General features: G+C 42.9%; 15 protein-coding genes and 1 riboswitch. Of the genes, 1 reads left to right on the top strand and 14 read right to left on the bottom strand.

From position 1 onward, the window contains the following. Window positions 1–5: 5 nt before the first annotated feature. The gene (ligA, locus tag AC3E8G_RS04950; protein WP_490677157.1) at window positions 6–1,964 is read right to left on the bottom strand and encodes an NAD-dependent DNA ligase LigA; all 1,959 of its coding nucleotides are present in this window, start codon (window positions 1,962–1,964) and stop codon (window positions 6–8) included. Between the two features lie 291 nt (window positions 1,965–2,255). Continuing rightward, entirely contained in the window at window positions 2,256–2,765 is a 510-nt protein-coding gene (locus AC3E8G_RS04945) for a QueT transporter family protein (protein ID WP_490677156.1), read from the bottom strand. Then, window positions 2,763–2,899, bottom strand: a riboswitch (PreQ1 riboswitch). Its footprint overlaps the gene before it by 3 nt. A gap of 28 nt (window positions 2,900–2,927) precedes the next feature. Here AC3E8G_RS04945 and AC3E8G_RS04940 point away from each other — a divergent pair. After that, window positions 2,928–3,365, top strand: coding sequence for a GtrA family protein (locus tag AC3E8G_RS04940; RefSeq protein WP_490677155.1), 438 nt, complete (start codon window positions 2,928–2,930; stop codon window positions 3,363–3,365). Window positions 3,366–3,421: 56 nt separating this feature from the next. Here AC3E8G_RS04940 and AC3E8G_RS04935 read toward each other — a convergent pair whose 3' ends face one another. From AC3E8G_RS04935 to AC3E8G_RS04880, 12 genes are all read right to left on the bottom strand, one after another. Further along, entirely contained in the window at window positions 3,422–4,129 is a 708-nt protein-coding gene (locus tag AC3E8G_RS04935; RefSeq protein ID WP_272083539.1) for a B3/B4 domain-containing protein, read from the bottom strand. After that, on the bottom strand, window positions 4,126–4,590 hold the full coding sequence (locus AC3E8G_RS04930; protein ID WP_490677154.1) for a MarR family winged helix-turn-helix transcriptional regulator: 465 nt from the start codon (window positions 4,588–4,590) through the stop codon (window positions 4,126–4,128). Before AC3E8G_RS04930 ends, AC3E8G_RS04935 begins: the two co-directional genes overlap by 4 nt. 117 nt (window positions 4,591–4,707) lie before the next feature. Beyond that, the gene (locus AC3E8G_RS04925; RefSeq protein WP_490677153.1) at window positions 4,708–5,676 is read right to left on the bottom strand and encodes a YihY/virulence factor BrkB family protein; all 969 of its coding nucleotides are present in this window, start codon (window positions 5,674–5,676) and stop codon (window positions 4,708–4,710) included. Window positions 5,677–5,764: 88 nt separating this feature from the next. Further along, window positions 5,765–6,625: a methionyl aminopeptidase gene (locus AC3E8G_RS04920; RefSeq protein WP_125330045.1), complete on the bottom strand. Its 861-nt coding sequence runs from the start codon at window positions 6,623–6,625 to the stop codon at window positions 5,765–5,767. Between the two features lie 18 nt (window positions 6,626–6,643). Beyond that, window positions 6,644–7,921: a CBS-HotDog domain-containing transcription factor SpxR gene (spxR, locus tag AC3E8G_RS04915; RefSeq protein WP_233331383.1), complete on the bottom strand. Its 1,278-nt coding sequence runs from the start codon at window positions 7,919–7,921 to the stop codon at window positions 6,644–6,646. Further along, window positions 7,914–8,465 (bottom strand): GNAT family N-acetyltransferase, encoded by a 552-nt coding sequence (locus tag AC3E8G_RS04910; RefSeq protein ID WP_048688090.1) that lies wholly within the window; start codon window positions 8,463–8,465, stop codon window positions 7,914–7,916. The genes spxR and AC3E8G_RS04910 overlap by 8 nt, the downstream gene beginning before the upstream one ends. Before the next feature lie 12 nt (window positions 8,466–8,477). Continuing rightward, window positions 8,478–9,740, bottom strand: a complete 1,263-nt coding sequence (gene murA, locus AC3E8G_RS04905; protein ID WP_061564092.1) for a UDP-N-acetylglucosamine 1-carboxyvinyltransferase — start codon at window positions 9,738–9,740, stop codon at window positions 8,478–8,480. A 259-nt stretch (window positions 9,741–9,999) separates the two neighbouring features. After that, window positions 10,000–10,206 (bottom strand): copper chaperone CopZ, encoded by a 207-nt coding sequence (gene copZ, locus AC3E8G_RS04900; protein ID WP_490677152.1) that lies wholly within the window; start codon window positions 10,204–10,206, stop codon window positions 10,000–10,002. 47 nt (window positions 10,207–10,253) lie between these two features. Then, entirely contained in the window at window positions 10,254–12,482 is a 2,229-nt protein-coding gene (locus tag AC3E8G_RS04895) for a heavy metal translocating P-type ATPase (protein WP_490677151.1), read from the bottom strand. Further along, the gene (locus tag AC3E8G_RS04890; protein WP_490677150.1) at window positions 12,479–12,913 is read right to left on the bottom strand and encodes a CopY/TcrY family copper transport repressor; all 435 of its coding nucleotides are present in this window, start codon (window positions 12,911–12,913) and stop codon (window positions 12,479–12,481) included. The genes AC3E8G_RS04895 and AC3E8G_RS04890 overlap by 4 nt, the downstream gene beginning before the upstream one ends. Before the next feature lie 305 nt (window positions 12,914–13,218). Further along, window positions 13,219–14,409, bottom strand: a complete 1,191-nt coding sequence (gene metK, locus AC3E8G_RS04885) for a methionine adenosyltransferase (RefSeq protein WP_490677149.1) — start codon at window positions 14,407–14,409, stop codon at window positions 13,219–13,221. Between the two features lie 193 nt (window positions 14,410–14,602). After that, a complete protein-coding gene (locus AC3E8G_RS04880; RefSeq protein WP_414285833.1) occupies window positions 14,603–15,061 on the bottom strand; it encodes a hypothetical protein in 459 nt (152 codons plus the stop codon). Window positions 15,062–15,169: the final 108 nt, after the last annotated feature.

The following is a 15,169-nucleotide window of genomic DNA, read 5'->3' as shown; positions in this document are numbered from 1 at the left end:
TGCCTCTATAAACTTTCAAGCCAGGCTTCATCCTGTATTTCAATTGATAATTCCTGAGCTTTGCTTAATTTACTTCCCGCATCGCTACCTGCAACTAATAGGTCAGTTTTCTTGGACACGGAGCCTGTGACCTTAGCCCCTAAGGCTTCTAATTTAGCCCTAGCTTCCGAACGTGTTAGACGTTCCAGTTTACCAGTTAAGACAACTGTTTTTCCAGATAATGGTGCGTCCGCTGCAACCTTTTGTCCTAGGTAATCTAAGTTTACCCCAGCATCCTTAAGCTCTTCTAAAAGAAGTTGAGAGCCTTCCTGGGCAAAATAACGCTTAAGACTTTCTGTAACCACCATTCCTAAACTGTCTATCGCCGCAATCTTTTCAACTTCTGCCTCTGCTAAGGCTGGAATGGAATGAAACTCCTGGAGCAAGAGCTGGCTAGCCTTACTTCCCACATGACGAATTCCCAGACCAAACAATAGTTTTTCAGCAGAATTTCCCTTTGATGTCTGGATCGCATCTACTAATTTTTGGGCAGATTTTTCTTTAAATCCATCCAATTGCAAGAGGTCATCGACGGTTAGGCGATAAATACCTGCTACGTCTTGAACTAGTTCTTTAGCAAACAGTTTTTCAACCACTGCTGGCCCCAGCCCTGTTATATTCATGGCATCTCGGCTGGCAAAGTGAGCGAGTCCTTCTTTTATTTGAGCCGGACAGCGGGGATTGATACAACGCAAGGCCACTTCATCTTCAAAATGAAGAAGCTCGCTCTGACAACTCGGACAGTGACTTGGAATCTCCAATCGCTCTTCTGATACTCGTTTATCCATGACAACACGCAAGACAGCTGGGATAATGTCCCCGGCCTTATAAACAATGACCGTATCATCCTTGCGAATATCTTTCTCAGCAATGTAATCCACATTATGAAGAGTAGCTCGACTAACCGTCGTACCAGCTAACTGAACTGGCGTCAAATTAGCCGTCGGTGTCACCACTCCAGTCCGACCGACTGTCCAATCAACTGACAAGAGTTTTGCTTCTTTCTCCTCAGCTGGGAATTTGTAAGCCACTGCCCATTTGGGAGCCTTGACGGTAAAGCCAAGTTCTTCTTGAACAGCTAGATCATTTACTTTAATCACGACCCCGTCAATATCATAAGGAAGCTGGTCTCGCATAGCTGCAACTTCTTGAATATAGGCCCAGACTTGCTCGATACTAGTCGCTGTCTTGTGATGAGGATTGACAACAAAACCGAGTCGTTCTAATTTAGCTAAGACCTTCTCTTGACTCGTTTGGTCAGTTGGACTCGCTTCTTGATAGAGGAAGGTCGCGAGTTTTCGCTCTGCAACAATCTTCGTATCCAACTGTCTAAGAGTACCAGCTGCTGCATTCCGAGGGTTCGCAAACTCTGCCTCCCCATTTTCTTGACGGGACAAATTTACAGCATCAAAAGACGCACGGGGCATATAACATTCTCCGCGAACGGTTAAGGTAAGAGGCTCTGTCAAGACTAGAGGAATATCGCGAACTCGCTTAAGGTTCTCAGTGATATTTTCTCCAATGCTCCCATCCCCACGTGTAGCACCCGTTTCAAGAACTCCTTCGACATAAGAAAGTGAAATAGACAGTCCATCAATTTTTAATTCACATACATAGGTGACAGCAGGGAATTCTTTGCGAACCCGTTGATCAAAGGCCACTAATTCTTCATAAGAAAAGGCGTCCTGCAAGCTATAAAGTGGGTAAGTATGCTGGTACTTTTCAAACCCTTTAAGAATCGTTCCTCCGACCCGATGGGTTGGGCTGTTGGGCTGGACCAACTCCGGATGGGCTTCCTCTAACGCGACCAATTCCCGATAGAGTTTATCGTACTCATAATCCGATACGGACGGAGCATCTTTTGTATAATATTCTTCTGCATAGTGATTCAGGAGTGTCACTAGCTCTTTCATTCTGGTTTCCATATCCCTATTTTACCATAAAAACGCTTTACTGGGGGCTTTCTGACTACTTCACTAGCGAAAAAATATCGTTTTTCAGAATGAATCGGATGAAGCCATGGCATCAAAAAAAGAGGCTGGGACATAAGTCCTAGCCTCTCAATTGTCTTTGAATTATCGAGCAAGACGCAGTGGTTGACTGGGCTCTACTACACTGATTTCATCAGCTTTTACAGCCCTACTCAACTGTGCGGAGGTGGGACGACGAAATCGAATTCTAACGAATTACCGATTTCTGTCCCACTCTCTAGTGGATTATTGAGTCAAATCAATTCGTTGAGCAATCTTTTTGATCAAAATAGCTCCGACAATCAGGGAAGCAAATTCACCCAAACCAGTTGTCAACCAATTCAAGAAGAATGGTGTTTTGTTTATAATATGCAATTCTAGGGCAATCGTGAACATAGAGAGGGCAAAGAAAATTGAGAATAAGAAATGATCCTTGCGAATCCATCCATTAAAGAGATCTGTCTCTTCATAGCGTTTAAATAGGTAAACTCCAAGTGTAACGAAGACCAAGGTAGATCCACCACCAACGATCACGTCGACAATTCCATAACTCAAGAAGTTAGAAATCATACACCCAATGGTAACAGACCAAATGTATTTCCGATTGTAGAAAGCCATGAAGTTGAGCATTTCAGAAACACGGAATTGGATCTCGTTGCTTCCGATAGCATTCAACGGAGGCGTAATGGTCAAGGCCACATAGAGAGCTGCAACTAATGCAATCTGTGCCAAGTCACGAACAGTATAGTTTTTCATCGTTTTCTCCTTTAGCGGTTTTCCCGCGTCTAATATGCTTGGTGAAAGAAGCTAAGCACCAAGGGTTGAGCTTTGCCAATGAAGCTCATTTGAACGAGTTACATTCGACAAATCAACTTTATAAGTATAGCACAAATAAGGGAATTATGATAGACTAATTGTATGAAAAAACTAGTCCATCGAATCTTTGATAATGAAATTTTGTCCTACCTAATCTTTGGTGTAGCTACGACGATTGTTTCTGTTGCTACTCGGCTGATTGTTTTCCAGCTGACAGACCAAGAACAACTAGCTACCTTGATTGGAAATATTGCAGGAATACTTTTTGCTTTTGCTACTAACGATACTATTGTCTTTAAACAAGAAAGAAAAGGCTGGTTGAAACGGTTGATTGTTTTCTCTTTTGCTAGAATGGGTACCCTCGTGCTGGACCTCCTGATGACCACCATCTTTGTGACCCAGTATCCGCAAATCATCGGCCAGTTTGTCAATATGAATCGGACGGCAATTAATACCATCGAAACCTTTGCCGCTCAATTTATGATTGTCATTTTGAACTATGTCTTCAGCAAACTTTTTGTCTTCCGAAATAAGAAGTAAGTTCCAAATAACTAAAAAAAACCGTCAGAACTCTTATGGTCTCTGACGGTATTTTTTTATACTTCTAGACTAGCTTCTTGGGCGCTCAAATAAGAGATTTTTCCTTCCACACCAAAATAGTCCTTGACCAAGCCTTTTAATTCATCCATCGCTTCTTTGGCCCGTTCTGCTTGCTCTTCAGTCACTGCTTCCATCACAAGAATGGCCTGTCGAGTTTCTTCTGTCAGCATGGTCCTTTGGGCTTCCCGCCAGTTTAAACAACGGCAAACAGCTCCCTCTTGATCATAATAGATAATTTCTTCCGGCAAAGCTGGAGCATCCTCCTCCGCTCCTAGCGGGAAGAATGGCTCTCCCCCCTTGGCTTTTCCAAGAGATAAGCCTCCAGCTAACTTTTCCATATCTTCACCACCACAGGGGATAGCATAAGCAAGAGATACACTATTGTAGAGATCAACCAACGGATTAATGGGATAAAACTCCCGTCCTTGTGACACACGTTTCAATAAGGCTTCAATGGAAGAACGAGCTCCTTTTTTGGTCTTAAATTTGGTAAAAGCCTGACGCCATTCTTGAACGACTGGACTAGCAGTGAACTGCTCTTCATCAATGAAGACTTTTGATCGTGCAACTCCCTTGTCGAGAAGATCCTTAAAATAAGGATCCTTACTCTCGTCAACATGATTGTCGATATCTTCTACTGTCATCACCACTACTTGTGCTTGGGGAAATAAGTCCCAAAACTCTTGATCTACTGTAAATTTCATTTCTTTTCCTCACTATAGTTTCTATTTTGACCCATTTTCACTAACTCCCAATCCGCTGCTACGTTTTCCCTCATTTTAGCCAGCCATTCCTCTAATTGAAGGATTTCTGCCTGTGAAAAACCTTTTAAGGCGGTGTTCTCAGAATAAGCATGCTCAGAAAGGATAAAACGATAAAGCTTTTGTCCCTTTTCCGTTAGAATCCATTTTTTTATCTTTCGATTGGAATGATCAGTTAATTCTCGGATGAGACCTTTATCAGCTAATTTTTTAACAGAGCGGGCTACTGTTGAGCGATCCACTTTTAACAAATCGGATAACTCCTCTTGAATAATTCCTGGTTGCTCCCCAATCCGTACTAAATATAGGTATTGGCCTCTTGCCAGTTCCAAATCTCGGAACTCAATATTGGCAATCGAATCTAAGGCTCGGGCTATGATGCCAATCTCTCTTAGAACCTTCATCTGCTCCTCCTTTCTTTATGAATGATTCTATCACGTTTTTATTGCAAATGCAACAAAAAATAACAACCACAAAAAAGCCGGCTGAAAACCGGCTTGCTCCTATTTTATTCTTTAACATCAGTCCTGATTTTTTCTCAAGTTTTTAAGACGGAAACGACGCTTGAATGAAGCCTCTTTTTGGTGAAAAGCTACTCGAGCAGATTTGTACTTAGCTACCACATCACCGTCTTTTGTTTCAAATCTCGCTTCAATAGCATATTGAATACTAGCATTTAAGATACAGCCAATAATCAACACCTTAGCTACCAGGATAAACCAGAACATAATAACTGCTAAAAGGACTGACCCGAAGAAACGAGCATCTAGGAAACTCGTGATGTAGTGATCAACATATTTCCAGAAAATATTCAAGGTCAAATAAAGGACTGCTGTCACAAAGATGGCTCCTGGAAAGACATAGCGAAACTTTGGAATTTTGATATTGGGTAGGGTGTAATAGAGCAAGAGCAAGGTTAAAAAGAGCAGGAAGTAAACCGAAGGGCCTGAAATATTTAGGAGGCGAAGGTAGATACTTTCGTCAAACTTAAAAATCTCATAGACGGAACGAATAATCATCCGGCCAAACATGGTCAAAACCAGAGAAAGACCGAACAGACCTTGCAGAGCAAAACTAATCAAAATACTGAAGATTCTCGCCCAGATAATCCCCCGCTCCTTCTCCACTCCATAACTTTTATTGAAGGCCCTTTGCAGGTAAGCGATACACTGTGAGGAGACCCATAAAGCCGAAATGATGGAGAAACTCAGCAAACCAGTAGACGGCTTGGTAAGCACCGTTGAGATTACTTGCAAGACAATCCGGTACATGGAAGCAGGTAATACTTCACGCAAGGTCAGCAAAATCTGAGTCGGACGAATCTGGAAGTAAGGGAGGATATTGGCTGCAATCAACAATAAAGGGAGAATCGAAATCAATAAATAATAGGCTACTGCTATACTTGTGATGTCCGATTCAGAGGCCATATAAAAGCGCAGGAACCCCTTAATAAACGGTCGTTGGCCTAGCCATTTTAGAAACTTTTTCATATCTTTCCTCCCCTAAACAAAGTCATAAAAAGAGAAAAGAGCGAAACCGTTTTTTATATTCAGCTCCATTCTTTCCTCTCTACTTGTTTTAATAGGTTCCTTCTTCGCCTTGACTGGTCAAAATAACCGGACCGTCTTTTGTAATCACAAACTGGTGTTCGTACTGACAAGAAAGTCCACCGTCAAGGGTTTTGTGGGCCCAACCTGTCTTCATATCGGTATCGATTTCCCAAGTTCCGGTATTAATCATTGGTTCAATGGTGAGTACCATCCCTTCACGTAAGCGCAAGCCACGTCCTGCACGTCCGTAATGAGGCACCATTGGTTCTTCATGCATAGTTGGTCCTACACCGTGACCGACCAAATCACGTACTACACCATAGCCTTTGCTTTCAGCATATTCTTGGATGGCAGCTCCGATATCACCTAGACGATTTCCAACAACCGCCTGTTCAATCCCCTTATAGAGACATTCTTTGGTGACATCCATGAGATCTTTGACCTCTTGGGAAACATTCCCAACTGCATAGGCCCAGCAAGAATCAGCCAAACCACCAGAGTAGTTTTCTGTATACTTTTTCACCTGGGGTACATTATCAAAGTCTAATTTTGAGACATCAACAACAGACTTGTCTAAGGGCTCGGACAAGACCATATCCACCTTTAAGAGGTCACCATCTTTTAAGACATAGTGGCGAGGAAAGGCGTGAGCCACTTCATCATTGATCCCACAACACGTCGCATAGGGATAGTCCATCAAGCTTCCTTCTACACCGATCTGAAGGGGCAAAACATTGGCTTCTTTACAGCGACGTCGAACATACTCTTCTACTTCCCAAAGATCGAGACCTGGTTTGATCAAATCCCGAAGGCCAATATGGATACTAGCAAGAAAGTCTCCTGCACGGTCCATGGCTTCGATTTCACGCTGTGATTTCAATGTAATCATCTATTTCCTACTTCCATTCTAATTAATTTTCAAAGTGACAGTGGCTTTGGTGACCAACTGTAGATTCAAATACAAATCAAAATCTATGATAGCTGATCGTCTAGTCTGGCGGACAATACGCGTTTCAATCCGCAAGGTATCGTCCACTTGAACAGCTTGGAGGTAATAGACCAAGAGCTGTTCGATAATTAAATTTTTTCCAGAATTCATCATGAGCTGGCGAGTGACTGTTGTGAGAACTTCAGTGAGAACGCCATTCGAGAGAACACCACTCTTTTCTAACATACTTGGTTCAACCGTCAATTCAAAATGATTGGCTTGCAGAACTACTTTTTGACTGATTTGTTCACTGAAAGTAGGCAAGCCAGACAGTTGTTCCTTGCTCATCCGGTCCATGACCGCACGACGGGTAATAACTCCTAATAGGGTCTGATTGCTCCGAATGACAGGGATCATCTCAAAATCTTCTGCAATCATGCGTTGACTAACATTGGCGATACTAGAAGACAGGTTTGTCGTAAAGACCGTACGGGACATGACTTTGTCCAGAGTTGTCTGGGGTGTCTTGTCTCCGGCATCTCGCATGGTCACCACTCCAACAACCATCTGGTGTTGATTGACGACAGGAAAACGACTAAACCGGCTTTTTCTTACCAAGTCCAAATAATCTCGTACGGTATCTGTTTCCCGTAAAAAACCATATTCATGCATGGGCGAATAGACTTGTTCAACCGTTAAAATATCTGTTTTAATTTGCATGTTGGCGAGAGCACGGTTGATCATGGTCGCCACGGTATAGGTATCATGCTTGGTACGTAAGATAGGAGTTTGACCACTGCGACCTAGTTCCAAAACAGAAGGATCAACGTCGAAGCCACCCGTTACAAGAACTGCATTGTCATGTTGAAGAGCCAGGCGCTGGATATTGGTCCGGTCTCCCACAATAAGAAGCCCACCTTCAGAGACATAGTCCAAAATATGCTCTTCTGTCATGGCCCCGATATAAAACTTGTTGAACTCTCGTTCCAGCCCTTCTTTTCCTGCCAAGACTTCCGAACCAGTAATTTCTACAATCTCTCGGAAAGTCAGATGTTCTAGGACAGCCTTTTTGGACTTGACACGAACAGTCCCACTACGAGGTCTCGTTTCAACAATTCCACGATTTTCAGCTTCTTTAATGGCCCGATAGGCGGTCCCATCACTCACCTGCAAATAGTTCGAGATACTTCTCACACTGACACGTTTGCCAATTGGTAGTTTCTCCAAATAATCTAAGATCGCTTGGTGTTTACTCATTGAGATCTCCTCTATCTATGCAGAACTCATAATAATCCCGCATCTTTCGGGTATAGCGGTCACTTCCCTTGAATTGCCGTTTTAAGCTATAACCGGCATGTAAGGCTACCTGTTGACTGGCAATATTTTCAACATGGGTAATAATTCGGACTTGTTTGAGATGAAATTCCTGAAAGGACAAGAAGGTGATCTCTTTGACAACCTCTGTCATGAGGCCTTGACCCCAATAGTCCTTGTGTAAGAAATAACCAAGTTCTGCTTCTTTCTTTATTTCATCCAACTTTTCAAACTTAATCGATCCAATCACACGGTCTGTTCCCTTGTCACAAATCGCCCATATTCCTAAAGGATTCTTTAGAAAATAATTGGCCAAGACATACTGGCATTCCTCTAGGGACGTTTGTGCTGGGAAAATAAAAGGCAAATTCTCTGGATTGGAGGATATGGTATAAAAGTCAGCGGCATCACTATATAGAAAGGGCCTCAAGAAGAGGCGCTCTGTTTCAAAACATGAAAATGCTGCTAGTTGCGTCCAAATGTTCATAAAAATCGTTCGTTATGCTTCATCAATCAGCTCGATGTCAGCTCCCAATTGTTGCAATTTTTCAATAATATGCGAATAGCCGCGAAGGATAAACTCAATATTGGTAATTTCTGTTCTACCCTGAGCCATCAAACCAGCAATCACCAAGGCAGCGCCTGCACGCAGGTCTGTCGCCTTAACTGGAGCACCTGTTAATTGATTTGGTCCTTGGTAAACAATGCGATCACCAACTGTTTCAATGGTAGCACCCATGCGCATCAATTCAGCCACATGGTTGACCCGTTTTTGATAAATGGTATCTACGATGCTTCCCTTTCCATTAGCGGTCAAGAGCAAGGGAGTCAAGGGTTGTTGCAAATCCGTTGCAAAGCCAGGGTAAGGAGAGGTTTTAATATGAACAGCTTTCAGATTTTCTTGCTTTTCAACAAACACACTATCCTCAGAAATGGTCATCCGAACTCCCATTTCTTCCAGCTTGGCAATAAAGCTTTCCAGATGTTCATAGAGGACATTCGTAATTTGAATCCCTTCTCCCACAGCTGCAGCAAGGGCGATATAAGTCCCTGCTTCGATGCGATCAGGGATCACTTGGTGACGCGTGCCGTGGAGATAGTCCACTCCTTCAATCGTAATGATATCTGTACCCGCACCACGAATGTGTGCTCCCATATTATTGAGAAGGGTCACGACGTCAATGATTTCAGGTTCACGAGCAGCATTTTCAATAACGGTACGACCTTCCGCCTTGACAGCAGCTAGAATAGTATTAATAGTTGCTCCGACACTTACGGTGTCCATATAGATCGCTGCCCCACGAAGACGCTGTCCATTTGTGGAAAGATTCATACTCGAACCATCCATGGTCATCTTAGCACCCATCGCCTCAAAGGCCTTCAAATGCAAATCAATGGGACGCGGACCTAGGTCACATCCACCTGGTAGACCGACAGTTGCCTGGCCATAACGTCCCAAAAGACTTCCGTAGAAATAGTAAGATGCCCGAAGACTGTTAATCTTTCCAAATGGCATTGGCATATCCTGTACACCACGTGGATCGATAATAAGAGTCTCCCCATCTCGCTCCACCTTTGCCCCCATGAGGGTCATAATGTCAATCAAGCTAGCCACATCTGAAATATCTGGAACACCATCAAGGGTCACAATTTCGTCTGCTAAAATAGTCGCTGGAATGAGGGCTACCACGCTATTTTTGGCACCACTAATGGTCACCTCACCTTTTAAAGGGCGACCACCATTAATAATAATTTTTTTCATGTTAATTTATATAAGCTCTTTCAATCATTCGGTAAAAATTACCGCATCTATTATATCATAAAAACGCTTCATTTTCCACTCTTTCTTATCTTTATATCAATGAATTCAAGCCCTGGAAAACCTCGACTTTATGTTTTACTATTATTTTATATTTTCGCTCCTTTTCCTAATTTATTTATGCCAATAACTGTTTGGCTCTAAGTGTAGTGTATTCTTTTTAATCAAAAAAGCAGCCCTTTTCCGACTGCCTTTTCTGACTTTATTTCACTTCATTTCCTAGTTCGTATTTACTGCCTTTTAGAGCTCGACTCAAAGACCATTTCCAAGGTTTTCCTTCAATGGTTACTTGATGCTTTTCTAAATTGACACTTACTTCTTCCACACCTTTCACAGCAGATAATTTTTCCGTGACAGCATTAGCACAACCTTGGCATTTCATTCCAGTAATTTCGTATGTTTTTGACATAATTATTTTCCTTTCTTTTGCATGAGGAGATGTTTTTCTCCAAGTTCTTACAATTTCTTTCTCTTTAATCTGAGAGCATTCAGTACAACAGATACTGAACTAAAACTCATGGCTAGACCTGCTAGCATCGGGTTTAAGAGTGGGCCACCAAAGAGATAGAGAAGGCCCATCGCCACCGGAATGGCTAAAACATTGTAGATAAAGGCCCAGAACAAGTTTTCTTTGATGGTCTTAATTGTGTAACGACTAATTTCCAAGGCTCGGACAACATCCATTAATTGTGGTTTCATGACTACGATATCCGCACTTTCCATGGCGATATCTGTCCCAGATCCCATGGCAACCCCGATATCCGCGGTTGCAAGAGCTGGGGCATCGTTGATTCCATCTCCCACCATGATCACAGACTTGCCTTCTGCTTGCAAATCTTGGATTACCCGTGATTTTTCTTGAGGAAGAACTTGACTGATGACCTGCTGGATTCCAGCCTTCTTGGCAATGGCTTGAGCAGTTCGTTCATTATCCCCAGTCAGCATGATGACCTTCTTGCCCATTTTTTCTAGGCTAACAACCATTTCTAAACTATCTTCCTTGATCCGGTCTGCTACCCCAAATAGGGCCATGAGTTTTCCATCTTCAGCTAAGAAAATCGGGGTTTGTCCATCCTGAGTTAAGTCCTCCAAGTCAGCCTTGGCAAGATGAATATCGATTCCTTCCTCATCCATGAGCGTTTGATTCCCAGCCAGATAAACCTTCCCACCATAGTTAGCAGTGAGGCCCCTTCCTGTTAGACTAGAGAAGTTTTCCATCTCTAATAAGTCTATATGCTCTTCTTTCGCAGCATCCAAAATAGCTTGTCCCAATGGATGTTCGGACTTGGCTTCCAGAGAGGCTAGTATTTGTAAGGCATGGTTCGTTTGACCATAGGTATAGGAAGAAGACAACTGAGGTTTACCTTGAGTGATGGTCCCTGTTTTATCGAAGACCAAGACTTGCGCTTGGTGAGCTAACTCAAGGACATCCCCCCTCTTGTAGAGGATTCCATGCTCTGCCCCTAGCCCTGTCCCCACCATGATGGCTGTCGGAGTCGCCAAGCCTAGGGCACATGGACAGGCAATGACCAAGACACTGATCGTTACCGTCATAGCAAAGGTGAAGGTCTCACCCATGATGAAGTACCAAAAGAGGCCTGATAAGAGGGCAATCCCCATGACTACAGGGACAAAGACCCCTGCCACTTGATCCGCAATCTTGGCAATCGGTGCTTTGGTTTGTTGGGCATCTTCCACCAGCTGAATGATTTGTGCTAGTAAGGTATCCCGTCCAACTTTCTCAGCCTGATAGACCAAACTACCTTGTCCATTAATGGAACCAGCGTAAACTGGACTGCCTTCATTTTTTTGGATGGGGATAGATTCACCCGTCAGCATGCTTTCATCAATGGCTGATTGTCCGGAAACCACTTGACCATCAACGGCTATTTTTTCACCAGGTTTGACTAGAATCTGATCTCCAATGACCAAGTCTTCTACAGGCAGTTTTACTTCTTTTCCATCACGTAGGACTGTTGCCTCTTTAGCCGCCAGATGCATGAGCTTTTTAATGGCTTGAGAAGTACGTCCTTTGGACAGGGTTTCAAAATATTTACCTAGAGTAATCAGGGTCAAAATCACGGCTACAGATTCAAAATAAAGTTGATGAACGTGATGGTGGTGACCAAGCAAAATGTGATAAGTTCCATAAAGACTATAAAGAAAGGCTGCGCTAGTAGCCAAAGCCACCAAAGCATCCATATTGGGATGGCCTTTTAGAAGGGTCCGGAAGCCATTTCGATAAAAGGCTCGTCCGAAGATCATCACAGGGATAGTCAAGGCCAAAAGAATAAGAGTATAAGCCACTGGTGCTTGATCAGGTGAAACAAATGCAGGTGCAGGCAGGCCAATCATGGGCCCCATTGCTAGATAAAAGAGTGGTAGGGTGAAGATGGAAGACCAAAAGAGCCGTTTTCGGATCAATTGTAGCTTGTCACCTTCTCGCTCTTCTTGGCTCTTAGCTGTATCTGGATTATATACTACTGCCTCATAACCGGCATCTGCTACCGCTTTTGAAATAGCTTCTGGACTTAGTGGTTCCCCATTGTATTCAACTGTCATTTTTTCAGTGGTTAGGTTCACTGTCGCTTTTTCAACTCCGTCCAGATGGTTGACAGCTTTCTCCACATTGATCACACAGGATGCACAGGTCATCCCATTGACGACAAAAGTTTCTTCTTTCATTTCTCTTCCTCCACATGATTGACACAGTGACATTGGCCTGGTTGGCAATCACATTGAACCCGCTCCACGCTTTCTTTGGATGCGAGGATTTCTTGCAAGTCCTTCATCTGTTCTTTGGTCATTGGTGTTTGCTGGATCAGTTTTCCCAATAATTGGCTATGCTTGGTCAAACAGATCTTACTTAAGACTTCTTGGACAGCTGTTAAATTGGCCTCTTCTTCATTGAGGACAGCTTGGTACAAATAGGTCCGACCTTCTCTCCGACTCGTCAGATAACCCTTATCTGCTAACCGCCCCAAAAGGGTTTTCACCGTTGAAGCTGACCAATCCTGCTTGGTGGAGAGAATCTTGGTTATTTCTGTAGAAGTCGCTTCCCCCTTGGTCCAAAGGACCCGCATGACTTCCCATTCCGCACTTGAAATTTTCGCCATTGTTTTTCCTTTCTATCTCCTATCAAAGACAATATATTTACATTTGTAGTTTAATTATACACCTTCTTTTTTTCTTGTCAATAGTTTTGTTTACATTTGTAGATTTATTTCATAAAAAGAGAGTGGGACAGAAATCGGTCATTCGTTAAAATTCGATTTCGTCGTCCCACCTCCGCACAGTTGAGTAGGGCTGTAAAAGCTGATGAAATCAGCTTAGTAGAGCCCACTCAACCACTGCGTCTTGCTCGACAATCCAAAGATAATTGAGAGGCTAGGACTTTTGTCCCAGCCTCCTTTCTTTCTACTTAGTTAACCGCTTCTTTCAAGGCTTCTACCTTGTCCAAGCGTTCCCATGGAAGATCAATATCAGTCCGTCCCATATGTCCATAAGCCGCTGTTTGACGGTAGATTGGACGTTTAAGGTCCAACATTTGGATAATCCCTGCTGGGCGAAGGTCAAAGATTTCACGAGCTGCTTTTTCAAGTTTACTTTCAGCTACTGTTCCTGTACCGAAAGTATCAATACGGACAGATACAGGTTGAGCTACCCCAATCGCGTAAGCCAATTGCACTTCTGCCTTCTTAGCAAGACCTGCAGCAACAATGTTTTTAGCAATGTAACGAGCTGCATAAGAAGCTGAACGGTCAACCTTAGTGGCATCCTTACCAGAGAAGGCACCACCACCGTGACGTGAGTAACCACCATAGGTATCCACGATGATCTTCCGACCCGTCAAGCCTGAGTCCCCTTGAGGACCTCCGATAACGAAACGACCTGTTGGATTGATAAAGAATTTAGTCTCATCGTCAAGATACGAAGCTGGAATCACTTCTTTGATGACCTTGTTGATTACATCCTCATGGATTTGTTCATTGGTAACTTCTGGATCGTGTTGAGTTGAAATAACCACTGTATCCACGCGCACTGGTTGGTAATTTTCATCATACTCAACAGTGACTTGTGATTTGGCATCTGGACGAAGATAGGTAATCTCACCAGACTTACGAAGCTCTGCCAAACGACGAACCAATTTGTGGCTGAGTGAGATTGGCAATGGCATGAGTTCTTCAGTTTCATCCACCGCAAAACCAAACATGAGACCTTGGTCTCCAGCTCCAATCAAATCAAGTGGATCTTGGTCTGCGTTTCCACGAACTTCCAAGGCTTCATTAACTCCTTGAGCGATATCAGGAGATTGTTCCACCAATGATGGGTGAACTCCCACCGTCTCAGCAGAAAAACCATACTCAGTATTGGTATAACCAATCTCTGCAATGGTATCACGAACCACACGGTTAATATCGACATAAGCGGTCGTTGAAATCTCACCGAAAACATGCACGGAACCAGTATAAACTGCTGTTTCCGCAGCCACGTGTGCTTCTGGATCTTGCTCTAAAATAGCATCCAAAATAGCATCTGAAATTTGGTCTGCAATCTTATCTGGATGCCCCTCAGATACAGATTCAGACGTGAATAATTTACGTTCTGACATAAAAATGTCCCCCCTTAAAAAATATTCGTTATAGAGTTACAAAGAACTGGTAGATGCTTCTACCACCTTATCGGGACCATATAACTTAACTATTATATCACGATTTTCCACCAGTTTTCTTTTTTTTATAAAAAGAAAAAGATATAGCTTGAAACTATATCTTTTGAACTTAACCTCTATCCAACTCTAATCCCTACAGTAGCAAGGTCCCTATTAAGACAAGGATAGTGGAAATAATAGATGGTATTCGAAATAGAAACCAATCCGGATCACCAGCCAAAAACATGGAGATGAAAAAGAAAGCTACAGAAACAAATAGAATCTCCTTACTGGCGAATGTCCTTCCAATGCCAAGCAGGACTGTTGCAATAATATAAGAAGTCAGATGATATCCCAAAAAGAATAGGAAGGCAATTGCCCATCCTCCCGCTATCAGAGCACTACCTATAAACAGTCCAAGATAGCCGATGTTTAAGAAAAATACAAAAGTTAAAAGTCCCGTATTAGGAACAGTATTTTCTGGTCCTAACGCCATCATTTGTGGTTGAACTGGGTTCTCTGGACCTTCCCCCATCATGGGTTGCTGAACAGCCGCTTCAGGCACACCTTGATGCTCTTGATTTGATTCAAACTTTGGATCTTGATCTGTCATCTTTATCCCTCCTCTTTTATAATCTGATTGATTGGTTTTACGGTGTCTTCTACTCCTATTATACCCCATTTGATGAGCCATTGCATATGCGATTATTGGTGATAGATT

The organism is Streptococcus sp. SCPM-O-B-15294 (M123) (assembly GCF_058200455.1).
The sequence above is the reverse complement of the archived record's forward strand: the minus strand, read 5'-3'. Positions and strand labels throughout refer to the sequence as shown.

Coding starts and splice junctions, on each gene's coding strand:
- ligA (WP_490677157.1), bottom strand. CDS start 1,964: ATGGAAACCAGAATGAAAGAGCTAGTGACACTCCTGAATCACTATGCA.
- AC3E8G_RS04945 (WP_490677156.1), bottom strand. CDS start 2,765: ATGAAAAACTATACTGTTCGTGACTTGGCACAGATTGCATTAGTTGCA.
- AC3E8G_RS04940 (WP_490677155.1), top strand. CDS start 2,928: ATGAAAAAACTAGTCCATCGAATCTTTGATAATGAAATTTTGTCCTAC.
- AC3E8G_RS04935 (WP_272083539.1), bottom strand. CDS start 4,129: ATGAAATTTACAGTAGATCAAGAGTTTTGGGACTTATTTCCCCAAGCA.
- AC3E8G_RS04930 (WP_490677154.1), bottom strand. CDS start 4,590: ATGAAGGTTCTAAGAGAGATTGGCATCATAGCCCGAGCCTTAGATTCG.
- AC3E8G_RS04925 (WP_490677153.1), bottom strand. CDS start 5,676: ATGAAAAAGTTTCTAAAATGGCTAGGCCAACGACCGTTTATTAAGGGG.
- AC3E8G_RS04920 (WP_125330045.1), bottom strand. CDS start 6,625: ATGATTACATTGAAATCACAGCGTGAAATCGAAGCCATGGACCGTGCA.
- spxR (WP_233331383.1), bottom strand. CDS start 7,921: ATGAGTAAACACCAAGCGATCTTAGATTATTTGGAGAAACTACCAATT.
- AC3E8G_RS04910 (WP_048688090.1), bottom strand. CDS start 8,465: ATGAACATTTGGACGCAACTAGCAGCATTTTCATGTTTTGAAACAGAG.
- murA (WP_061564092.1), bottom strand. CDS start 9,740: ATGAAAAAAATTATTATTAATGGTGGTCGCCCTTTAAAAGGTGAGGTG.
- copZ (WP_490677152.1), bottom strand. CDS start 10,206: ATGTCAAAAACATACGAAATTACTGGAATGAAATGCCAAGGTTGTGCT.
- AC3E8G_RS04895 (WP_490677151.1), bottom strand. CDS start 12,482: ATGAAAGAAGAAACTTTTGTCGTCAATGGGATGACCTGTGCATCCTGT.
- AC3E8G_RS04890 (WP_490677150.1), bottom strand. CDS start 12,913: ATGGCGAAAATTTCAAGTGCGGAATGGGAAGTCATGCGGGTCCTTTGG.
- metK (WP_490677149.1), bottom strand. CDS start 14,409: ATGTCAGAACGTAAATTATTCACGTCTGAATCTGTATCTGAGGGGCAT.
- AC3E8G_RS04880 (WP_414285833.1), bottom strand. CDS start 15,061: ATGACAGATCAAGATCCAAAGTTTGAATCAAATCAAGAGCATCAAGGT.